16 protein-coding genes and 2 pseudogenes are annotated in these 21873 nt (G+C 59.9%); 12 read left to right on the forward strand and 6 right to left on the reverse strand.

Going from position 1 to position 21873, the window contains the following annotated elements:
• Positions 1-9 precede the first annotated feature (9 nt).
• Positions 10-1062, reverse strand: a complete 1053-nt coding sequence (ligD, locus tag ATU_RS24415; protein WP_010974361.1) for a non-homologous end-joining DNA ligase — start codon at positions 1060-1062, stop codon at positions 10-12.
• 272 nt (positions 1063-1334) lie between these two features.
• On the opposite strand from ligD, the gene ATU_RS24420 reads away from it, so the two are divergent.
• The 8 genes and pseudogenes from ATU_RS24420 (at position 1335) to ATU_RS26625 (ending at position 11115) form a co-directional block, all read left to right on the forward strand.
• Positions 1335-2087, forward strand: coding sequence for an ImuA family protein (locus ATU_RS24420; RefSeq protein WP_010974362.1), 753 nt, complete (start codon positions 1335-1337; stop codon positions 2085-2087).
• On the forward strand, positions 2008-3519 hold the full coding sequence (locus tag ATU_RS24425) for a Y-family DNA polymerase (protein ID WP_035257800.1): 1512 nt from the start codon (positions 2008-2010) through the stop codon (positions 3517-3519). Before ATU_RS24420 ends, ATU_RS24425 begins: the two co-directional genes overlap by 80 nt.
• On the forward strand, positions 3516-6773 hold the full coding sequence (locus tag ATU_RS24430) for an error-prone DNA polymerase (protein ID WP_010974364.1): 3258 nt from the start codon (positions 3516-3518) through the stop codon (positions 6771-6773). Before ATU_RS24425 ends, ATU_RS24430 begins: the two co-directional genes overlap by 4 nt.
• A gap of 90 nt (positions 6774-6863) precedes the next feature.
• Positions 6864-7256, forward strand: a pseudogene (locus ATU_RS24435) (DUF1419 domain-containing protein); the annotation flags it as partial.
• A gap of 511 nt (positions 7257-7767) precedes the next feature.
• Positions 7768-8367 (forward strand): hypothetical protein, encoded by a 600-nt coding sequence (locus ATU_RS24440; protein ID WP_010974366.1) that lies wholly within the window; start codon positions 7768-7770, stop codon positions 8365-8367.
• 432 nt (positions 8368-8799) lie between these two features.
• Positions 8800-9732, forward strand: coding sequence for an ArdC family protein (locus ATU_RS24445; RefSeq protein WP_010974367.1), 933 nt, complete (start codon positions 8800-8802; stop codon positions 9730-9732).
• Positions 9733-10322: 590 nt separating this feature from the next.
• Positions 10323-10634, forward strand: coding sequence for a DUF736 domain-containing protein (locus ATU_RS24450; RefSeq protein WP_035257795.1), 312 nt, complete (start codon positions 10323-10325; stop codon positions 10632-10634).
• 319 nt (positions 10635-10953) lie between these two features.
• On the forward strand, positions 10954-11115 hold the full coding sequence (locus ATU_RS26625) for a hypothetical protein (RefSeq protein WP_019565695.1): 162 nt from the start codon (positions 10954-10956) through the stop codon (positions 11113-11115).
• 149 nt (positions 11116-11264) lie between these two features.
• Here the strand turns inward: ATU_RS26625 and ATU_RS24455 are convergent, their stop codons facing one another.
• The 5 genes from ATU_RS24455 to ATU_RS24475 all read right to left on the reverse strand — a co-directional run bounded on the left by ATU_RS24455 (position 11265) and on the right by ATU_RS24475 (position 14835).
• Positions 11265-11525 carry an HU family DNA-binding protein gene (locus ATU_RS24455; protein ID WP_236762378.1) on the reverse strand — a complete coding sequence of 87 codons (261 nt, stop codon included), beginning with the start codon at positions 11523-11525 and terminating at the stop codon, positions 11265-11267.
• 51 nt (positions 11526-11576) lie between these two features.
• Positions 11577-11888, reverse strand: a complete 312-nt coding sequence (locus ATU_RS24460) for a WGR domain-containing protein (RefSeq protein WP_010974371.1) — start codon at positions 11886-11888, stop codon at positions 11577-11579.
• Between the two features lie 520 nt (positions 11889-12408).
• Positions 12409-14328 carry a Ti-type conjugative transfer system protein TraG gene (traG, locus tag ATU_RS24465; RefSeq protein ID WP_010974372.1) on the reverse strand — a complete coding sequence of 640 codons (1920 nt, stop codon included), beginning with the start codon at positions 14326-14328 and terminating at the stop codon, positions 12409-12411.
• On the reverse strand, positions 14325-14558 hold the full coding sequence (locus ATU_RS24470; protein ID WP_010974373.1) for a conjugal transfer protein TraD: 234 nt from the start codon (positions 14556-14558) through the stop codon (positions 14325-14327). The genes traG and ATU_RS24470 overlap by 4 nt, the downstream gene beginning before the upstream one ends.
• Positions 14548-14835: a TraC family protein gene (locus ATU_RS24475; protein ID WP_010974374.1), complete on the reverse strand. Its 288-nt coding sequence runs from the start codon at positions 14833-14835 to the stop codon at positions 14548-14550. Before ATU_RS24475 ends, ATU_RS24470 begins: the two co-directional genes overlap by 11 nt.
• Before the next feature lie 222 nt (positions 14836-15057).
• On the opposite strand from ATU_RS24475, the gene traA reads away from it, so the two are divergent.
• The 4 genes and pseudogenes from traA to ATU_RS24495 form a co-directional block, all read left to right on the forward strand.
• A complete protein-coding gene (gene traA / locus ATU_RS24480; protein WP_010974375.1) occupies positions 15058-19686 on the forward strand; it encodes a Ti-type conjugative transfer relaxase TraA in 4629 nt (1542 codons plus the stop codon).
• A gap of 202 nt (positions 19687-19888) precedes the next feature.
• A complete protein-coding gene (locus ATU_RS24485) occupies positions 19889-21211 on the forward strand; it encodes a type II toxin-antitoxin system HipA family toxin (RefSeq protein WP_010974376.1) in 1323 nt (440 codons plus the stop codon).
• A gap of 17 nt (positions 21212-21228) precedes the next feature.
• Positions 21229-21507: a helix-turn-helix transcriptional regulator gene (locus tag ATU_RS24490; protein WP_010974377.1), complete on the forward strand. Its 279-nt coding sequence runs from the start codon at positions 21229-21231 to the stop codon at positions 21505-21507.
• Positions 21508-21513: 6 nt separating this feature from the next.
• Positions 21514-21786, forward strand: a pseudogene (locus ATU_RS24495) (hypothetical protein); the annotation flags it as partial.
• Positions 21787-21873: the final 87 nt, after the last annotated feature.

A 21873-nucleotide genomic window follows, 5' to 3' on the forward strand; every position in this document is an offset into this window, starting at 1 on the left:
CCTGTGTCGCTACTCGAGCCTGTAAACGTCGGCATTGTCTTGCCGTTCCCGCAAGCCCTTGTAGGAAGCGTGTCGCAATTTACCGTCGGCTGTCCACGCCCGAAACTCGATCTCTGCAATCAGTGTCGGCTCGACCCAAACGATATCTGTTTTTTCGGTAAAGGGCACAGGCGGCGGCTTTCGTTTCCAGCGCAGCTTGTCGAGCATTTTGCGAAGCCCGATCATCTCGGCTTCTTTGAAGCCCGTGCCGACGTTTCCGACATGGATGAGCTCGTCGCCGCGATAAGCAGCCACCACCAACGAGGCGAACCCGGCAGGCGATGCCATCGATGGCTCGTAACCCACGACCATGAAGGCTTCGCTCTCGATGCATTTGACCTTCACCCAGTCGCCGGCGCGACCGGAACGATAGGGCTGATCCAGATGCTTGCCGACGATGCCTTCAAGACCAAGGCTGCGGATATGCTCCAGCAGGACGTTGGGGTCAGCGTCGAGTGTTTCCGATAGACGAATGGCGCCGTCGTTTGCCTTTATCGTATCCTCGAGAAGATGCCGGCGTGATCGGTACTCCATCTCCCGCAGATCGTGGCCGTCGAGGTACATGAGATCAAAGGCGTAGAGGATGGCATCAGACGCTCGATTGCCAGCCGCCTTGCCCGAAGCACCCAACGATTTCTGAAGCAGCCCAAAATCAGGCCGCCCTTCGTCGTCGAGCACCACCGCCTCGCCATCGATGATCATGGTCGCCGGTCCGAGCGCTCGCGCTGCCTCTGCAATTGCCGGAAACCGATGCGTCCAGTCATGGCCGCCACGCGTCAGGATGCGGACCCCGGTCGGTTCGATATGAACCGCAAGCCGATAGCCATCCCACTTCAGCTCCCAGCTCCATTGATCACCTTGTGGCGGATGGGCCTTCAGTTGCTCAAGTGCCGGCTCGACGCGATCAGGCATCGGATTGAACAGAAGCTGTGGCTGTGCGGGATTGCGCTTCCGACGCGGCTTTGAGCGGATCGGGGCTTCGGTATCACGAAGGAGCGGCTTTGATCTCGGTGGCTTCGTCATGCAGACGAGTTCAGCACGAAAACCTTAAGAAGATTGTGACGCCGCCCATCTATCCCCGATCGGAGTTCGACACGAGGGGAGTGCGGTAAAAATTCTTGTTATCCCTACATCCTTGAATCCTTTTCGAATCTTCGGTTTTGCTAATGTTGGGATAATATTCCTCAACCCAGCGGTGCTTGACTCTTCTGCGGCGGAGGAACAAACAATGAACAAATACAACTTTCGACATGATGTCGATCCTTTGAACACGACCTCGAAGGGAGCCGTGAACGATGACTGCTGCCCATCAGAGGGTGATCTGCGACTTGCGCGAACGCATCGCCTCAATGGAGGGCGGATCCGCGAAACGAGCCGGAACGCTCGCCTTCGATGTTCCCGAGATCGATGCGGCCCTGCCTGGCGGTGGGCTTGCCTATGGGGCGCTGCACGAGTTTGCGGGCGGCGGTTCGGGTACCGTTGATGGCGCGGCGGCTGCGCTCTGTGTCGCTGGCATAGCCGCGCGAACGAAAGGCCCGGTCGTCTGGTGCCTGACGCGACCTGATCTGTTCTTTCCGGGGCTTGCTGAGGTGGGCCTTCACCCCAACCGCGTGATCTTCGTCGAATCCGACAGGGAAGAGGATGTTCTGGCCAATATGGAAGAAGGCTTGTCCTTCGGCGGAATTGGCGCCGTCGTTGGCGAGCTCGTTCGCCTGCCCATGGTCAGTTCCCGTCGCCTGCAGCTGGCAGCCGAACGGACGGGGAGCATGGCGCTCGCGGTCCGGCGATGGCGCAGGCAGTCTGAGGCGAATGATTTTGGCCAGCCGACCGCCTCGACAACAAGGTGGCGGGTGAGCGTGATGCCATCAGAGGAGCTGCCGGTACCGGGGGTGGGCAGGCCTCAATGGTTTCTGGAGTTGATGCGCGTGAAAGCGGGTGAGTGTGCTGAGTTTCTCGTGAGAGCGTGTGATGACAAGGGTCGTATCCATTTATCTTCCGGATCTGCCGACGGATCGAATACGTCGGGCCGATCCCTCCATTCCGCCTGAACAGCCAATCGCCGTGATTGCGAGAAGCGGTTCGAAGCGATGGGTGTCGGCTGCCGATGCCTCTGCGCGCAAGGCAGGCGTTCACGTTGGCATGGCCGCGGCAAAGGCACAGTCGCTGTTTCAGGGTCTCATGCTGATCGACGCAGATCCCGAAGCCGATCGCGTCGCACTTGAGCGCATCACGCTCTGGGCGCTGATGATCTATTCGCCAATCGTCGCCGTCGACGGGATTGATGGTATCGTCATGGATACGGAGGGTGCCGAACATCTGCAGGGCGGCGAGCTTCCCATGGTCACAAAGATTGCAAACCAGTTCCTGGGCAGGAAGCTGACTGCGCGTGTGGCGGTCGCCGACAGCTGGGGTGCTGCTCATGCCTGTGCCCGAGCCATCAGTCGCGAGACGATCGTCATTCCACCGGGCGAGACCGTCCGGGCCGTCGAAAAGCTTTCAATCTCGCTTCTGCGTTTGCCGGCAAAAATCGTGAGCGATCTGCGTATCCTTGGTTTTCAGACGGTCGGCGAGCTCGCAAATACCCCACGTGCCCCGCTTACTCTCCGCTTCGGTCCCGAGATCGGACGCCGTCTCGATCAGATGCTCTGTCGTATCGCCGAGCCTATCGAGCCGATCCGCACCCCTGAACTGGTGGAAGTCTCGAGAGCCTTCGCTGAACCGATTGGCGCTGCCGAAACGATCGACAAATATGTCGGCCGCCTCGTCGTCCAACAGGTTGATGCGCTACAGAAGCGCGGCCATGGTGTCCGCCGTGCTGACCTGATCGTCGAGAAGGTCGACGGTACCAGACAGGCAATCCGTGCGGGAACGGCAAAGCCGGCCCGCGATATCGCCTGGCTGACGAAACTGTTTCGGGACCGGACGGAGAAGATCGAGCCGGGTTTCGGGATCGAGAAGCTCACCCTCGTCGCCGTCATGACGGAGCCATTGGAGGAGGCGCAGAAAGCCTCTGCCCTGATTGGGGATGACGTCACCGATGTGACGCCGCTGATCGACATTTATGGAAACCGTGGACAGAGAGTCTATCGCGTCGCACCGGTTGCATCCGATGTGCCGGAACGCTCCGTCCAGCGGATCAGCCCTGTTGCCGAGCCGATCGCGGTTGCCTGGGTCAGCCATTGGCGCCGGCCGGTTCGTCTCCTGCCGCGCCCGGAACTGATCGAGGCGATCGCACTGATGCCGGACCGTCCACCGGTGTCCATCGTCTGGCGTGGCAGACGCCGCAAGGTCAAGCGTGCCGATGGGCCTGAGCGCATTTTTGGAGAGTGGTGGCAACGCGACGCCGAGATGGATGCCGTGCGCGACTACTTTGTTATCGAGGATGAGGCAGGCGAGCGCCTCTGGGTCTTTCGCTCCGGCGACGGCGTTGATCCTGATACCGGTTCTCATCGCTGGTTCTGCCATGGGATTTTCGCATGAGCTACGCCGAGCTTCAGGTCACGACGCACTTCTCCTTTCTGCGCGGCGCCTCGTCTGCACAGGAACTGTTCGAGACCGCAAAGGCTCTGGGTATCCAGGCAATCGGCGTCGTTGATCGCAATTCGTTGGCGGGGATTGTTCGCGCACTTGAAGCCTCACGCGCGACAGATATTCGGCTGGTTGTTGGCTGTCGTCTCGATCTCACCGATGGCATGTCTCTGCTTGTCTATCCCACGGATCGAGCCGCCTATTCGCGCCTCACCCGTCTAATTACGCTCGGCAAATCGCGGGGTGGCAAGAACAACTGCATTCTGCACTGGGACGATGTCATCGCCTATTCGCGCGGCATGATTGGCGTTCTCGTGCCGGATCTGCCGGATGCCACCTGTGCTGCGCAGCTTCGCAGAATTGCAGAAGCGTTTGGCGATCGCGCTTACGTGTCGCTCTGCCTGCGTCGGCGACAGAATGACCAGATGCGGCTGCATGAGATTTCTAATCTCGCAGCTCGGTTCAAGGTGAAGACCGTCGTCACCAATGACGTGCTGTTTCATGAGCCGGGCCGGCGGCAACTGCAGGACATCGTCACCTGTATCAGGCACAACACCACGATCGACGATGTCGGCTTTGAGCGCGAACGCCACGCCGACCGCTACCTCAAGCCTCCGGAAGAAATGGAGCGCCTGTTTTCGCGATACTCCGAAGCGCTGGCGCGCACTTTGGAAATCGTACGTCGCTGCAAATTCTCGCTTGAGGAACTGACCTACCAATACCCGGAGGAGGCGATCGTGCCGGGCAAGGATGCCCAGGCCTCGCTGGAGCATTATGTCTGGGAATGTGCGCCGGACCGGTATCCGGAAGGTCTGCCACAGGATGTATTGAAGACCGTACGCCACGAGCTCGATCTCATCCGCACCATGAAATACGCCCCGTATTTTCTGACGGTGTTTTCGATCGTGCGTTTTGCCAGAAGCCAGGGCATTCTCTGTCAGGGCAGGGGGTCCGCCGCCAATAGCGCCGTCTGCTATATTCTTGGCATCACCTCGATCGATCCCTCGACCAATGATCTCCTATTCGAGCGTTTCGTCAGTCAGGAACGCGACGAGCCGCCGGATATCGATGTCGACTTCGAGCATGAACGGCGCGAGGAGGTCATCCAGTGGATTTATAAGACCTACACCAAGGACAAGGCAGCACTTTGCGCGACCGTCACACGGTACCGTGCCAAAGGGGCGATCCGTGATGTCGGCAAGGCCCTCGGCCTTCCGGAGGACGTCATCAAGGCCCTGTCATCAGGCATGTGGTCGTGGTCGGAAGAGGTCCCGGATCGGAATATCCGGGAACTTAATCTCAATCCGGACGATCGCCGTCTGGCGCTCACCCTGAAACTGGCGCAGCAGTTGATGGGCGCGCCGCGCCATCTCGGTCAGCATCCTGGCGGCTTTGTCCTGACACATGACCGGCTGGACGATCTCGTGCCGATCGAGCCGGCGACGATGAAAGACAGGCAGATTATCGAATGGGACAAGGATGACGTCGAGGCACTGAAGTTCATGAAGGTGGACGTTTTGGCATTGGGGATGCTCACCTGCATGGCCAAGGCTTTCGATCTCATCCGCGAACATAAGGGCCAGCAACTTGATCTCTCGAACATCGAGCAGGAGGACGCGGCGACCTATGCAATGATCCGCAAGGCCGATACGCTCGGCACGTTCCAGATCGAAAGCCGCGCGCAGATGGCGATGCTGCCGCGGTTAAAACCGCGCACCTTCTACGATCTCGTCGTGCAGGTGGCGATCGTCCGCCCCGGCCCGATCCAGGGCGACATGGTGCACCCCTATCTTCGCCGGCGTGAAGGCAAGGAGCCGGTCGAGTATCCGACACCCGAGTTGGAGGCCGTGCTTGGAAAAACGCTGGGCGTGCCACTGTTTCAGGAGAGCGCCATGCGGGTTGCCATGGTCTGTGCAGGCTTTACCGGTGGTGAGGCCGATCAATTGCGCAAATCGATGGCCACTTTCAAGTTCACCGGCGGCGTCTCACGTTTCAAGGACAAGCTCGTCTCGGGGATGGTGAAGAATGGTTATTCGCCAGAGTTTGCCGAAAAGACCTTTTCGCAGCTCGAAGGCTTTGGCTCCTATGGCTTTCCGGAAAGCCATGCCGCCTCCTTCGCGCTGATCGCCTATGCTTCCAACTACATCAAGTGCCATTATCCGGATGTGTTTTGCGCAGCACTTCTCAACAGTCAGCCGATGGGATTTTATGCTCCGGCCCAGATTGTTGGTGACGCGATCAAACATGGTGTCGAGGTGCGGCCGGTCTGCGTCAACCGCTCGCGATGGGACTGCACGCTGGAAAGGATTGAGGGCAGCGATCGTCATGCTGTGCGCCTCGGGTTTCGGCAGGTGAAAGGGCTGGCTGTCGCGGACGCCGCACGGATCGTTGCAGCGCGCATGAACAACCCGTTCGCCTCAGTCGATGACATGTGGCGCCGGTCCAGCGTGCCGACCGAAGCACTTGTTCAACTCGCGGAGGCCGACGCCTTTCTGCCATCGCTGAAACTCGAACGACGCGATGCGCTCTGGGCGATCAAGGCGCTGCGCGACGAGCCCTTACCGTTGTTCGCAGCCGCAGCCGAACGCGAGGCGACGGCCATTGCCGAGCAACAGGAGCCGGAGGTCGCCCTTCGGCAGATGACGGACGGGCACAACGTCATCGAAGATTACAGCCATACGGGCTTGACGCTACGGCAGCATCCGGTTGCGTTCCTGCGCAGGGACCTGTCGGCACGCAACATCATCCCTTGTGCGGAGGCGATGAATGCTCGGGATGGGCGATGGGTTTATACTGCAGGTTTGGTGCTGGTGCGCCAGAAGCCCGGGTCGGCCAAGGGTGTCATGTTCATCACCATCGAGGACGAAACAGGCCCTGCCAACATCGTCGTCTGGCCGTCACTGTTCGAGAAGCGCAGGAGCGTGGTGCTCGGATCCTCGATGATGGCAATCAATGGGCGGATTCAGCGGGAAGGGGAGGTCGTGCATCTTGTCGCGCAGCAACTCTTCGACCTGTCAGCGGACCTTGTCGGTCTGGCTGATCGGGATACCGGGTTCAGGCTGCCGGCGGGGCGGGGCGACGAGTTTGCCCACGGCGGCGGCGGGCCTGATTCGCGTGATCGACAAAAGCCTGTTGTCCCGCGGGACATGTTCACACCCGATCTCCATATAGATACGCTGAAGATAAAAAGTCGGAATTTTCAGTGATTTTTCGCTATCCCGGGAGCCGCGCCGCTTGGCGTCCCTCGAGGGCCCCCGCAGCATTTTTTTGGAAAACAGTAGAGTTGGCGTGCAGCCATGGGTGCCACATCAGCGCGATCATTACCGAACGAGGCTGAGCATGTATGGGAGGGGGACGACAGCGCGCTCTACAGCGGCGAATGGTTCGAGATCGCCGACGCATCCCACGACTACACGTTTGAGATACTGCCGCCGCTCTCGATCAAGGCCGGGATATTCGCCATGCGCGAATTCCCGAACGGTTTGGTCACCAGCATCCTCTTCTGTCTGCCGGTCGACGGGTGCCTCTGGCACTTCCGCGGTTATTGCGACCTGGCCGACAAGAGCTCGCCCGAACGCATGTAAAGCGCTGTCATCGAACGCGAATCCAGGCCCTCCCTTGTGATGACGCACGACGAGAAGCTGGAACATATTTGGTCGCGCACTGCGGACGATTGTCTCGGTTATGCGGCATAATTCCTCCGTCGATGGACTTTCGTGAACGCTCGCGCGACAGGAGGATGCAATCGCATCATTGCGTGCCCGTGCACATCTGCCGGGTGGCTCAGGCCAAACGGGACCACGAGCCGATAGTGACGTCGGCGGTTGTGATGACTGGGCAAGCTGCGGCTTGGACGTTGGATCGGCGCGGCCTGGCGCAGGTCTAGCGTGGTTTCCTCTCAGCTTCGGCATCCGAGGTTTGCCTCTGGCCGTTCCGTCCTTCGGTTTCGTGGCGTCTGAACCGGCGCCCGTTCGGTTCAAGGCCGCTGTCGCGCCGCGGGGCGGCCGGTCATGCCGCTCTCGACAAAGCAGGCACGCGGGCTTCGCAAGGGCTTGTCACCCCTGCTTGACCGCCTGCCTGCTTCGCTCGATATGGCCTGCCCGGGCCCTGATCCGCCCGGATTGCGCCTGTTCCTTTCGACCGCACCGAAGGACAGAACGGCCAGGGGGCCGACACTTCGGCGAAGCAAAGGAGACCACCATGGCAAAGTCAGCAACCCAATCCCGTCAATCAATCCGCCAATCCGCCCGCGTCGTGCCGCTGCGCAGAGGCGCCACCCTCGAAATGGTCCGCCTTTCATGCCCCGATGAAACACAGGCGCTTCGGATCGCCGAAAGCTTCGGGATCGCCATTGTCGACAGCGATGGCATCCGTGGCATGCACGAGCGCCTGATCGTCGAAACCGCCACCGCACTTTCCGATGGCCTTGGCGACCGGGCGATGCAGATCCATCTGCAGCGCATCGTCGGGGCCTATGTCGGATCGGCCCATGGCGCCGGCCAGTTCTACTCCCGCGCCGTCACCGAGGCGCGGAACGCCACCGCCAAGAGCGCTGCGGATGCCCGCGACGAGGATCTCGACGGTCCGGTCGGCTATGAGAGCGCCGCCCAGCGCAAGCGCGAATTCGCAGCCGACATGGGCATCCAGGCACATGCGCTCAGAATGGCGGCCGTCGGCTCTGTCGCAGCCTATGAGCAGGTGGTGGGCGAAACATGGAAGCCCTTCGACCGGCCGGTCGAAAATCCCGGCCAGACGCTCGACCGCAAGGCGGCAGCAGTCCAGCTGTCAGCCTTCGAATAACATCCATCACGGCGGGGCTCCGGCCCCGCCTTTGTTCACGTCGACGAAGGTGTCCTGTTCTCGTCAGCTCGAAGTCACGAGGGCCTGTGCCGGCCACCGCCTTCGGATCAACGACGGGACGCGACTTCAATGCGTCGACAGAAGGTCCCAACCTCAACCGCGCCGTTGCTAAGATTCCGTCCGCTGCCGTGCGGCAGAAAGTGGTCTTGCTGGCGAAGCCCTTGCATTGGCTGCGGATGAAGATCGGTAATCTGTCCATTGCGACCCCGTTCCGCCTTCGGTCTGCCGGGTTGAGGGTCTCGCGCAAGGGCTTCGCCCTCCTTCACGTTGTTACGGCGCGTTCCGCGTGCGCTCATCCCTGATCTGCCCGGCTTTTGACCGACGTGACGGGGTCGCGATGGTCGCGACCTCCGAAAACGGAGGTTCAAGGATATGAAAAGAAAAGGGCAGGGCGAGCGCGCCGATCTCTATGCGCGGATCACCGACAGGATCGTTGCGGATCTGGAAAAAGGCGTCCGTCCGTGGATGAAGCCCTGGTCGGCCGCAAACACGACCGGACAGATCACCCGGCCGCTGCGCCACAACGGCGAAGCCTATAGCGGTCTCAACGTGCTGCTGTTGTGGTCGGAGAGCACAGCGAGGGGCTATGTCTCGCCGACATGGATGACGTTCAAACAGGCCTTGCAGCTGGATGGAGCTGTTCGCAAGGGCGAGACCGGAACGACGGTCATCTATGCAAGCCGCTTCACCAAGTCGGAGACCGACAGCAATGGCGGCGAGGTGGAGCGCGATATTCCGTTCCTTAAATCGTACACGGTGTTCAACGTGGCGCAGATCGACGGCCTGCCTGACCACTATCATGGCGTACCCGAACCGCTCCTGAGCCCGATCGAGCGCATCGGTCACGCCGACGAGTTCTTCCGCAATACCGGCGCAGTCATTCGGCACGGCGGCAAACAGGCATACTATTCTCCGGCCATGGACTATATCCAGATGCCACCGTTCGAAGCCTTCCGCGATGCCGCCGGGTATGCGGCAGTCCTCAGCCATGAGGCGACCCACTGGACGGCGGCAGAACATCGCGTGGGACGCGACCTGTCGCGCTATGCCAAGGACCGGACGGAGCGAGCGCGGGAAGAACTCATTGCCGAACTTGGCAGTTGCTTCCTCTGCGCTGACCTCGGTATCGCGCCGGAACTTGAGCCGCGGCCGGATCACGCGTCCTATCTGCAGTCATGGCTCTCGGTGCTGGCCAACGACAAACGGGCAATTTTCCAGGCGGCCGCGCATGCGCAGCGGGCGGTCAATTATCTCCACGGTCTTCAGCCAAGGGCGGATGCCTGCGCGACGAGGGAGGCAGTGTAATAGCGCCCCTCTCTTTTTAGAGCGTCCTTTGGTACTGCTCCCAAAATCTGAATCCGGGCAGCGCGGATTGACCGTTCGGGAGGAAAGCGAAGGCGATCTTGTTCCGTGCGGGCGCGAGCCAGTTTTGCTGCGACTGGCCCTCATGCGTTGCGCATCAGCAACAGGTCATGTTTGCGGATACGAGCAAGCATGGGCAACATGTGCCCGATTGAAAACCGGAGCCGCCATCGAGAAGGAAAGTTCGGCGACGCTCACCGGACTTGTCGCATTGGCCCGGCAATGCCCAAACGATCGATGTGGCCATTGCTGCCATCCATTCGGGCATAGGAAGTGGGCGCGGCCAACGCGGCCTCGATTTGACATGTCTGATCGAAGAGCGGCTGCGCCTCGATCGTTCTCCCGCAACGGCATCGCCCCCTTTCTTCCCCTGCGACCTGCGTTCGCATTCCTCGCGGTCCAAGAAAGCCGTCTCCCGCCGCCCTCCATTGCATTCCGGTCCCTTAAGGATGCGGTCCGATCGTCCCCGATCAAATCGACAGTCATCGAGGACGCGATGGTCGCGGCCCGATCAAACCGAAAGGATCACGACAATGGCAATCATCGGCGAATTCACCACCAACGGCAACACCATCCTCGGCCACGTACGCACTCTGACGGTCTCCATGAAGGCCCGCCTGAACCCGATCGAACGCACATCCCGCGACGCTCCCGACTTCCGGATCATGTCCGAAGCGGCCGAAGTCGGCGCCGCCTGGAGCCAGGTTTCCGGCGACGGAGAGCCCTACATTTCGGTCAAGCTCGACGATCCGAGCTTCCCGGCCCCGATCAATGCGGCACTTTGGCCGACCGAGAGGGAAGGCGACTATACGTTGGTCTGGAACCGCCCGAAGCGCGACGCCTGATCAAAGACGAAGCCCTGCCGGAAACGGCGGGGCTTTTCCCTTGTTCAAACCAAGAAGGAACCGGGCATCTAGCCCGCTTCTTCTTCTGGTCGCGATACGGAGAGGCGGGGTCTGCTCAGAGTGACCAATCGTGCCGCGAACAAATGTCGGCCTCAAGGACTTCGCGTAGCCCCCCGATTTTGCTTCCGCTCCGGTTCCCTGCGCTTCAACAAAACCGGCACCCCACTCGCCGCCTCTGGCGGTCGCCGACGCGATCCCTGACCCCGTCATTTCCTCACGCCCCGCGGCGTCATCTTTCTCAAACGTCAAGGAGATGACGATGCTACTGGAACAACATATCGAAGAACTGCGCGCCGAGATGAACCATTGCCACCCAGACGAGCGTCGCCAGATTGCCGCGGAGCTGGAACTGGCTCTGGCCGAACTGGCCGTTATCATGGCCGAGCAGGACGGTTCCGTTGACGCCGTGCCGCCCTTCTGAGGGTGGCATACACCCGCAATGCTGCCACCACCGTCCGATTGCCATCGAGATCGAGATCAGCTTAAGCGTGATGGCAAGCAGCGCCGATGATGCTGCGCCGTCTGCCTTTGGCGGCTCCCCCCTGATGACCCCGCTTACCGCGGTGCGGCTCACTTGTTCAGCACATCTTTCAGTGCTTTGGCAGGCTGAAACGTAAGCTTCTTCGCAGCGGCAACCTTGATGGTGGCGCCGGTTGCCGGATTGCGAGCCTCACGCTCCGGGGTATCCTTGATCTTGAACTTGCCGAATCCCGGGATAGATGTTTCCGCTCCGGACGTGGCTGCCGTCGTGATCGACGCGAAGACGGTTTCGACGATCGATTTCGCCTGGGCTTTGGTCAGGTTCTGTTCGGATGCGATCTTTTCGGCGATTTAATTGGTTGTGGTCATGACGGTTTCCTCGTTAAAGACGGGAAAACCCTTTCAGGCGATCGTTACGTTGTCATGCGGCGTTGTCCTCACACTGGCGCTCCTGCAGGGGTTTCCACAGCTTCTTGCCGGTTGATAGCCCCTTTTGCGCTTCTGCAGTACCAGTTCGAGAAAGCGCGATATCGCATCGTTGTCATTGCCGAACACCTCGGTCATCTCCCCGCCAGCCTTGCCGATCCGTCCCCAGCTTCGCACGACGGCTATTTCGCCAAAAAGGGTTGGCCGGATCGCGAGCGCGTAATATCGGGCCATGTTCCTGTTGGCGTCGATCCTCTGGCAATAAAGCTGGTAGTGGTGTGTTCCCATCCCCGCATGATCGGCGATGCTCGCGATCTGGTCCAACGAGACTTATGAATCGAAAGGTCGGTTCCGATTCATTTCTGTGATGGATGCCTGTTGCGATTTCGGCAGTGTCCGATCATCCTCACGGGATCAAGCTTCCCGGTCTGAACGATACGCCCGGGCGCGATCGTCGAGGTGAGCACAGCCGGTAAATCAGATGGCGAGCTGTCTCCGCTTCCGGTCGTCAGTATGTCCATGTTCAGGCATCGCATGTTTTCGAAAAAGGAGGATCAAATGTCACCCTTTGAGGAAGCGGCGGCCGCGACGACTACGATACAGGAGCATCTGTCATCTACACTGGAGAGGCATTAGGACGGGTTGAGCTAGCACATCGTCAATTCCTCGGTGTCCATGCTCATCCTTCAACGAGACACAACGACCTGATCGAAGCGCTAGAAGGCGATCGACGCGGCACTGGCGCTGATGAAGGCAACGAAATGGCCAATAGAAGCCGAATACGGCCCGCAAGAAAACGTCTGAGCCGTCAAGGTCCCAGCTTGGCAAACCTGTTGGGCCTGGCGTGCATATCCATGTCCTTCCGCCTGAAATAGATCGCCCGTCCGCAGCGGATCGGACTGTGGCCCTGGACGATAATGATCTGCTCGTCCTTGCGCATCGATTGTGTGATTTCGTGCGGCATAATGAGCGGCCGGCGCTGGAAATTGATGTTTTCTGATTTCCGCGATGCGCTGTTTTTCGTACCCCAGCCGAGATTGCGAGAACTGCCTTTGACTTCGACAGTCATTTCTCCACATTGGGCTGAGACGTTGCGGGCGGTATCCAGTGCCTTGATCGCGGCGTAACTCGCGAAAGCGCAGCCGTCGATCCACGACACCGCACCGTCTTTTCCGAAGTGCCGTTCCAGTTGCCCGACGGATTGGTACATCAGCATCATGCTGACGCCATACTTGCGACCGCGATCGCGCGCCTCTTCAAGCACGCGCATGTAGCCAAGCAGATCGACTTCGTCCAAAATGAACAACGCTCGCCTCGTGAACGCACCATCCGCTTCGATCATCGCGTTGATCAGCGAGCCGATGATCACCCGACCGATACCGGGATAGGACCGCAGGATCGATGCGGGGATATTGATAAAGACGTCTTTCTTTCCGCCAGCGATCTCGCTCGATTTGAACGTGTTGCCGCAAACCAGTGCCGCGTAATTATCGAGCGACAGCCATTGCGTATCCTTCGATGCCGTCGAATAGACGCCTGAGAACGTTTGCTCGGTCATGTTAACAAAGACGCCGAGCGTTTCGCGGATGAAGGCGGACGCGGAGTGTTCCTGTACGTCGCGCAGCATGGCGAGCACGGAGTTTTCCGGCTCGGAGACGATCTGGCGCAGGCTGCGCAGATTTCGCTGTCCTGCATATTCCGGTGACAGCATCACATGCGCCAGAAGACCAGTCAGCAGATTGTGCGCCTGCGATTGGAAGTAAGAGCCAGTCGACGATTCGAAGCGCACGCTTTCCGAGAGTAACATGTGCGCGATGCCGACAATGTCCTCTTCCTTTTTTAGCGAGTGCTCGATGCCGTCGAGCACGTTAAATCCCATGACCGGATTTGCCGGATCGAGCACAACAACCTCTCGGTCGAGTTTATCTCTTCGATGGTCAACGACCATCGGGGCTACCTCGGTGGACGGATCCAGGCAAATGAGCGGACCCGTATATCTGAGCGCCGTCGGCACGACGTTGCTGGTGGTCTTGAAGCCACCAGAGCCTGCGAAGAAAAGCATGTGGGTCGAATCGAAATCCTGGGCGTAGGTCAGCAGCGGGGCTTTGCCACCACGTCCCCAGGTAGCCGGATCGTTCGGATCGAACGGCAGCTCATGGATGAGTTCCTTGTCGACCCTGTAGCGCTCACCGATGACGATTTCGCCATCATCGGGAAACAGCCGTGCCGCCGCCGACATCGGCAGCCAGTCTGCATCTCCGAATGTTCCGCGCCTGGCGCGCGTCACCTGTTCGGGCACGACGCTGGAGATGCGCGCCGCGACCGCGGCCGCCATGAACCCCATCGCTGCGCCAACGACCGCAATCATGTCAACGAATGATAGCGCCTGATCCCAGGTCAGCACACCGCTCTCTACGAGCGGCTGAAGCCGACCGAACTCGCGCATCCCGTAAAAGCCGGCCACCAGGAAAAAGCATAGAAAGCTTGCCAATGCCACGGGCCTTCGCCGATGGAGGGGCAGCGCCCAAACTGCCAGCAATCCAGCCAGCGGCCCGAACAAAAGGACGGGCAACGGTGACGCCCGAAGGAACCAGTATTGCGTCTTGCCTGTGATGCCGGCCGCCAATTCAGGCCAACGCCAGTGGGCGACGTAAAAGGAAAATCCGGTGACGGCGATGGGAATGGTGATAAGCAACAGGCTCGGATGCTGTTTGGCCTTTCCCTTCATTCCACCACCTTCAAAAAGCGTTCTAACCCGCCGTTGGATGCCGCATCCCTGAAGGCCAGCTCTCCGATATCGCACAGACGCCGATGTTCAGGTGTCCCCTGCACGACCCGCTTCATTTCGAGAAGTCCGCCAAGCAGGAAAGCCCGATCGGCGTCCGACAGGCCCGCGCGAACGACAATGTCACCGAGCAAGAACTTTTCTCTCGCTCCCTTCTTTCGGTCAGATGTCATGAGGAACCTCCGTTTCCGAACCAGTCGCTCCATTTGCCTGTCCACGCGGCGAAGCAGGTGAGCCAGCGGCTTGCTTCTTCTCGCCGTTGCGAAATCGCGCTGCGATCTCGTCGAAGATGCGATCCACCTCCTCGTCAGCGATCTCCATCTCCGCCAATCCCGACTTCGTCGCCGCACGCGCGAAACGATCAGCTGATTTTACTATTAAAGTTTTTCTTCGTTCGCGAAGCTTCTCGATTTGAGCATCAATATCCATGAGCGCAGGCTTGGTGGCCATAATTAAGTCCTCTCAACCTCTTTGGAAATTTCTATTCCGTCATTTAACTGGCTAGAAAATGTTAGTAAAACGCGCTACCGTACACAAGCCCCCAAACGTCTATTTTGGAAATCCCAGCTGGGCCGTCTTCCGGAAAAGCAGCATCGGTCTTGTCAGGCCGATTCATTTGAGGGCGCAATATACGTCGCTGACGCGACGGGCCTGGAAGGACTGGAGACGTCAGTGGCGATCATGTTCGTCAGAGCGCAGGTGATCAGCAGGGGAGCGGGACGCAGTATCGTTTCGGCCGCCGCCTATCGTCATCGGGCGCGGATGGTGGACGAACAGGCCGGAACCTCCTTCAGTTACCGTGGCGGCGGCGCCGAACTGAAACACGAGGAGTTGGTGCTGCCGGACCAGGTACCGGCCTGGCTGCGCGCGGCTATCGATGGGAAGAGCGTCGTTGCGGCCAGCGAGGCGCTTTGGAATGCAGTGGACGCATTCGAAACTCGTGCCGACGCGCAGCTTGCCCGCGAGTTGATCATCGCGCTTCCGGAAGAGTTGACGCGATCAGAGAACATCGCCCTTGTGCGCGAGTTCGTCCGGGACAACCTGACGTCCAAGGGCATGATCGCCGACTGGGTTTATCATGACAGGCAAGGCAATCCACACATCCACCTGATGACCGCGCTTCGACCTCTGACGGAACAGGGTTTCGGGCCGAAGAAAGTGCCGGTGCTTGGCGCCGACGGCGAGCCGTTGCGTGTCGTCACGCCGGACCGACCGAAGGGCAAGATCGTCTACAGGCTCTGGGCCGGCGACAAGGAAACCATGAAGGCATGGAAGATCGCCTGGGCGGATACGGCCAATCGGCATCTGGCGCTTGCCGGCCAGGAGATCCGCCTCGACGGGCGTTCCTATGCCGAACAGGGGCTCGACGGGATTGCCCAGAAACATCTTGGGCCGGAAAAGGCAGCGCTCGCCCGCAAGGGTGTCGCGATGTATTTCGCGCCGGCCGATCTCGCGCGCCGGCAGGAGATGGCCGACCGGCTGCTGGCCGATCCGTACCTACTCCTGAAACAACTCGGCAACGAGCGCTCCACCTTCGACGAACGTGACATCGCCAAGGCACTGCACCGCTATGTCGACGATCCGGCCGATTTCGCCAACATACGCTCCAAGCTGATGGCCTCCAATGACCTCGTGCTGTTGAAGCCGCAACAGGCGAACCTGCAGACCGGCAAGGTGGCCGAACTTGCGGTCTTCACCACACGCGATATCCTGCGCACCGAATACGACATGGCGCAGTCGGCGGAAGTTCTGGCCCGGCGCAAGGGCTCCGGCGTCGCCAACGCGAAAATTGCGGCGGCTGTCAGAACCATAGAAACCGGCAATCCGGAAAATCCGTTCACGCTTGATCGCGAACAGGTGGAGGCTGTCCATCATGTCGCCGGCGACACTGGCATCGCCGCTGTGGTCGGGCATGCCGGTGCGGGAAAATCGACGCTGCTTGCCGCGGCGCGCGTCGCCTGGGAGAGCGACAACCACCGTGTCTTCGGGGCGGCGCTTGCTGGCAAGGCGGCCGAAGGGCTTGAGGATAGTTCCGGCATCAGATCGCGCACGCTGGCCTCATGGGAACTAGCCTGGGAGAACGGACGCGATCTCCTCGACCGGCGGGACATCTTTGTCATCGATGAAGCCGGCATGGTCTCGTCGCAGCAGATGGCGCGTGTGCTCAAGCGCGCCGAGGAGGCTGGAGCCAAGGTGGTTCTGGTCGGCGATGCAATGCAGCTTCAGCCGATCCAGGCCGGCGCGGCCTTTCGGGCAATTTCCGAACGGATCGGTTTTGCCGAACTTGCCGGTGTGCGGCGTCAGCGCGAGGAGTGGGCGCGAGAGGCTTCCCGTCTTTTCGCCTGCGGCAAGGTCGAGGAGGGGTTGGATGCGTATGCGCAGCGGGGGCGTATTGTTGAGGCGGAGAGCCGGGCTGAAGCTGTTGAGCGCATTGTTGCAGACTGGACGAGCGCTCGCCGCGAGCTCATCCAGCAACATGCCGATAAAGAACAGCCGGTCCGCTTGCGTGGTGACGAACTGCTCGTTCTCGCCTATACCAATGACGACGTAAGGCGGCTCAATGAAGCGCTGCGCAACGTCATGAAAGATGAAGGCGCCCTGACCGTCTCTCGTGAATTTCAAACGGAACGAGGCGTGCGGGAGTTCGCCGTCGGCGACCGGATCATCTTCCTCGAAAACGCCCGGTTCCTCGAGCCGCGGGCGCAAAGACTTGGGCCTCAATATGTCAAGAACGGCATGCTCGGCACGGTCGTCTCCACCGGCGACACGCACGGCGGCCCACTACTATCGGTCCGTCTCGATAATGGCCGGGATGTCGTCATTAGTGAAGACAGCTATCGCAATGTCGATCACGGTTATGCCGCGACCATTCACAAGTCCCAAGGTGCGACCGTCGACAGGACATTCGTGCTCGCAACCGGGATGATGGATCAGCACCTGACGTACGTGTCGATGACTCGCCATCGCGACCGGGCCGATCTTTATGCCGCTCGCGAGGACTTTGAGCCGAAGCCGGGATGGGGAAAAAGATCCCGGGTTGATCACGCCGCCGGCGTCACGGGCGAGCTGGTCGGAACCGGCAATGCGAAGTTCCGGCCGCAAGACGAGGATACCGATAAAAGCCCGTACGCCGATGTGAAAACGGACGACGGAACCGTGCATCGGCTTTGGGGCGTGAGCCTGCCAAAGGCCCTGGAGGAGGGCGGCGTGTCGGAAGGCGATACGGTAACGCTGCGCAAGGACGGCGTCGAACGGGTGACGGTGACGGTATCCGTCATCGACGAGAAAACCGGAGAGAAGAGGTTCGAGGAACGGACGGTCGATCGAAACGTCTGGACTGCCAAACGGATTGAAACGGCAGAGGTTCGCCGGCAGCGCATCGAGGAGGAGAGCCATCGGCCGGAACAATTCAAGCAACTGGTGGAGCGTCTTGGCCGCTCCGGCGCCAAGACGACGACCCTCGATTTCGAGAGCGAGGCCGGCTACCACGCGCACGCTCGGGATTTTGCCAAGCGTCGCGGTATCGATACGCTCTCCGGTGTCGCAGCCTGGATGGAGGACGGGGCGGGGCGGCAGCTGGCGTGGCTGGCGCAGAAGCGCGAGCAAGTGGCGAAGCTTTGGGAGCGGGCGAGCGTGGCGCTCGGCTTCGCGATCGAAAGCGAGAAGCGTGTTTCCTATAGTGAGGAACGAGCCGAAACCCGGACGGCAAAAATTCCGACGGATCGACAATATCTCATCCCGCCGACAACATTGTTTTCCCGTGGTGTCGGTGAGGATGCCCGCCGCGCTCAGCTTCGCTCGGATCACTGGAAGGAACGCGACGCCATTCTTCGCCCAGTCTTGCAACAGATCTATCGCGATCCCGAAGGCGCGCTTGCCAGACTGAACACGCTTGCTTCCGACGCGCGGATTGCGCCCCGCGAGCTTGCCGACGACCTTGAGGCCTCGCCGCAGCGCCTCGGCCGTCTGCATGGATCGGATCTTCTTGTCGATGGCCGCGCGGCCCGCTCCCAGCGCGAAGCGGCGTTGTCGGCGTTGTCCGAATTGCTGCCGCTGGCACGTGCCCATGCCACAGAGTTCCGCCGCCAGGTCGAACGCTTCGGCATGCGCGAGGAGCAGCGGCGCGCCCACATGGCCGTCTCGGTCCCAGCGCTGTCCAAACCGGCTATGGCGCGCCTTGCCGAAATCGAAGCCGTACGCGAGCGCGGTGGCAAGGATGCCTACAAGACGGCCTTCGCCTACGCGGCGGAGGATCGCCTTTTTGTTCAAGAGGTGAGGGGGGTCAACGACGCTCTCAACGCTCGCTTCGGCTGGTCCGCCTTCACCGACAAGGCAGACACTGTTGCCCAGCGCAACATGATCGAGCGCATGCCGGACGACCTTGACCTCGACCGGCGCGAAAAGCTCAATCGTCTTTTTGCCGCCATACGCCGCTTTGCCGAAGAACAGCATCTTGCCGAAAGGAAAGATCGCTCCAGGATCGTTACCGGCGCCAGCGTCGTGCCTGGGAAAGAGACGGTGCCGGTGTTGCCAATGCTTGCAGCTGTAACAGAGTTTGAAACCCCGATCGACCACGAGGCGCGGGAGAGGGCGCGAGCTGTTCCTCACTACAGTCAAAATCGCGCCGCCCTTGCGAACGCGGCAGCGCGTATCTGGCGCGATCCGGCAGGTGCTGTCGGAAAGATTGAAGATCTGATCCTGAAGGGCTTTGCCGGTGAGCGGATCGCTGCGGCCATCAGCAATGATCCCGCTGCCTACGGCGCGTTGCGAGGCTCCGGCCGTATCATGGACAAATTGCTCGCTGTCGGCCAGGAGCGGAAGGAGGCTTTCCGTGCCGTCCCGGAGGCGGCAAGCCGTGTGCGGTTATTGGCCACCTCATTTAGGGCCGCATTTGATGCAGAGAGGGAGGCGATCACTGAGGAGCGCCAGCGCATGAGCATTGCCATCCCGGGACTGTCGCCGTCCGCCGAAGATGCACTGAGAGAACTCTCAGTGGCGATGAAGAAAAAGAACGGCAGGCTCGACGTCGCTGCCGGCTCGCTCGATCCCGCCATTAGTAAGGAGTTTGCAACCGTGAGCCGCGCCCTCGACGAGCGCTTCGGCCGCAATGCTATCCTGCGTGGAGAGCTGGATGTTATCAATCGCGTGCCGCCTGCTCAGCGCCGTGCGTTCGAGGTAATGCGGGAACAGTTGAAGGTGCTGCAGCAGGTTGTCCGCATGCAGGCAAGCCAGAACATCGTAGCAGAGCGCCACCGGCTTGTACTCGACCGCGCCCGCGGCGTTATCCTCTTTAACCAATGAATGGCTAACACCTGTGCTGAGCTTGTCCCTCATGCTGTTCGCTTACGGCAATGCGTTGCGTGGCCGGAAGATGGTCAGCCGGATCAGGAGTTTTAATGACCGCTTCAGTAGCTGGCAGTTCCAAGGGCAGTTATTCAACCCACTTTGATGGGTTGAATAAATTGAAAATATACATTAATTGAACCATTGAAAGGGTCAATTAATGCGCCTAACGCTCCAAACCCATTTTTATGGCCAGTGGCACCACGCCGCGACGCTAGAACTTAAGGATGACGCGGCCGGCTTCCAGGGCGCGTCCATCGTTGATTACGATCTCGACTATTTCGTCACAGTTGCATCTGCGGAGTTCGCGGGTGGAAAAACGGTTCGCGACCATCGCGCGTTATCTGTCCGATATCCCGTTGATCTCGAAAATCGATATAGCCGCAGCTGGCCGCCCTTCCTCTTGGATCTTATGCCCCAGGGGCATGCAAGGCGAAAGCTTGCCGAGCATCTCAGTCTTGCTGAAGGCTCGCGCGCTTCCGATCTCCCGCTGCTTCTGCGATCGGCGACGGGCGGCATAGGCAATATCCGGATCAAAGAAGCGGCGGAGGCCGAGACGGAACGGCTGCGCGGTGTTGAGCGCCAAGGGGTTACAGAAGCGGAAATCCTTGAGCGCTCGGATCGTTTCATGGAAGTCGCCGATCGCTTCGGAATGCTCGCCTCTGGCTCAAGTGGCCTGCAAGGCGAATGGCCTAAGGTCTCGATGACCCAAGCGAAGGACGGTCTCTATTATCCCGACAGCTTCGTAACTGACGATGAGGCCGTGCGCCACGTCATTGTCAAGCTGGTCCGCAGCAACGAGCCCGTGGACCGCCTTATACTCGAAGGCGAAGCTCTCTATTCGCGGATCGCTCAAGAGATCGGCCTGAATGTGCACGAACCTTCGACCTATGCCGAAAGCGTCCTGATCATTCCTCGGTTCGACCGGAAGAAAAAAGAAGGTGGCGGAACCGTTAGGCTAGGCCAAGAAAGCCTGGTATCCGCGATCGGCGTTGCTGATTTCGGTCATGTCGGCTCGCACGAGGCCTACATCGACGTTTTGCGCCAATATTCTGCTAATCCCTTCGCGGACATTGTCGAATACCTGAAGCGGGACATCGCCAATTTGGCGCTCGGCAATCCCGATAATCACGGCCGAAATTCTGCACTGAGTAAGCACCAGGACGGCACGATCCGCCTGTCTCCGCTCTTTGATTTCGCGCCAATGCGGATTGCCAAAGAGGGGATCGTTCGTTCCACCCGCTGGGCCATGATGAGGGACGGTGGTCGCGATCACCTTCCCGATTGGAAACGCATTTGCGCTGAACTGATCCCTGATCCAGATGAGCAGAATGCGCTCGCAGCTGAGCTTTCCGTGTTTGCCGAATACCTCCGGCAAACACCGGCTATGGCGAAAGATATGGGTGGGTCTCCGGAAATTCTAGAGCGTGCAATTGGACGCTGCATTGAAATCGCGGAGAGCGTTCTGGCGGCGTGCCAGTGATGCCGGAGGACAGCTAAATGGCGCGATGGAGAAAGCCAACGAAAGAGGAAATTCTTGAGAACCGGCGAACACTGGCGGAACGCGCTCGGACTGGCGACTTGAGGTTACCTGAGGCTGTTGTTGAAATCCGAAGAGGGCTTGGTTTGACGCAGGACGAATTCGCCAAGACGCTATCGCTCACCAGGCGCCAAGTTGCTGAGATCGAAGCCGGGACGGCGAACCCAACGCTCGAAACTTTAGGGAAGGTTGGCCGATTGTTCGGATTTACTGTGGGGTTTATTCCGAAGGCGCAATGAGGGCTGATTTTCTCGGGGGATGGGCGTTGGTACTACGCAAGTAAGCGACGGCGACCATCAAAAATCAATCGGCTGCTGGAGGCCGCTGGCTGGCGCTTCTTCGATGACAAGAGCGGTCCCGTGAATGTCGTTCTTGAGCCGAATGTCAAGCTGAAGCCTGAGCACATCGAAAGTCGCGGTGCAGACTTTGAGAAAAGCGCGGAGGGATTCATCGACTTTTTGTTGCCGGGCGACGACGGCAAGCCGCTGATCGTCTTGGAAGCGAAATCGGAAGATAAATCGTATAGCCCCACCTGCAAGCGTATTCGCGCATTCTGACCTTGCCATCAATGTCGTAGCGGCATTTTTCGGAAAGCCCAATCGAGC

It is taken from the genome of Agrobacterium fabrum str. C58, from assembly GCF_000092025.1.
GTDB classification, from domain to species: domain Bacteria; phylum Pseudomonadota; class Alphaproteobacteria; order Rhizobiales; family Rhizobiaceae; genus Agrobacterium; species Agrobacterium fabrum.

Coding starts and splice junctions, on each gene's coding strand:
- ligD (WP_010974361.1), bottom strand. CDS start 1,062: ATGACGAAGCCACCGAGATCAAAGCCGCTCCTTCGTGATACCGAAGCC.
- ATU_RS24420 (WP_010974362.1), top strand. CDS start 1,335: ATGACTGCTGCCCATCAGAGGGTGATCTGCGACTTGCGCGAACGCATC.
- ATU_RS24425 (WP_035257800.1), top strand. CDS start 2,008: ATGACAAGGGTCGTATCCATTTATCTTCCGGATCTGCCGACGGATCGA.
- ATU_RS24430 (WP_010974364.1), top strand. CDS start 3,516: ATGAGCTACGCCGAGCTTCAGGTCACGACGCACTTCTCCTTTCTGCGC.
- ATU_RS24440 (WP_010974366.1), top strand. CDS start 7,768: ATGGCAAAGTCAGCAACCCAATCCCGTCAATCAATCCGCCAATCCGCC.
- ATU_RS24445 (WP_010974367.1), top strand. CDS start 8,800: ATGAAAAGAAAAGGGCAGGGCGAGCGCGCCGATCTCTATGCGCGGATC.
- ATU_RS24450 (WP_035257795.1), top strand. CDS start 10,323: ATGGCAATCATCGGCGAATTCACCACCAACGGCAACACCATCCTCGGC.
- ATU_RS26625 (WP_019565695.1), top strand. CDS start 10,954: ATGCTACTGGAACAACATATCGAAGAACTGCGCGCCGAGATGAACCAT.
- ATU_RS24460 (WP_010974371.1), bottom strand. CDS start 11,888: ATGGGAACACACCACTACCAGCTTTATTGCCAGAGGATCGACGCCAAC.
- traG (WP_010974372.1), bottom strand. CDS start 14,328: ATGAAGGGAAAGGCCAAACAGCATCCGAGCCTGTTGCTTATCACCATT.
- ATU_RS24470 (WP_010974373.1), bottom strand. CDS start 14,558: ATGACATCTGACCGAAAGAAGGGAGCGAGAGAAAAGTTCTTGCTCGGT.
- ATU_RS24475 (WP_010974374.1), bottom strand. CDS start 14,835: ATGGCCACCAAGCCTGCGCTCATGGATATTGATGCTCAAATCGAGAAG.
- ATU_RS24485 (WP_010974376.1), top strand. CDS start 19,889: ATGCGCCTAACGCTCCAAACCCATTTTTATGGCCAGTGGCACCACGCC.
- ATU_RS24490 (WP_010974377.1), top strand. CDS start 21,229: ATGGCGCGATGGAGAAAGCCAACGAAAGAGGAAATTCTTGAGAACCGG.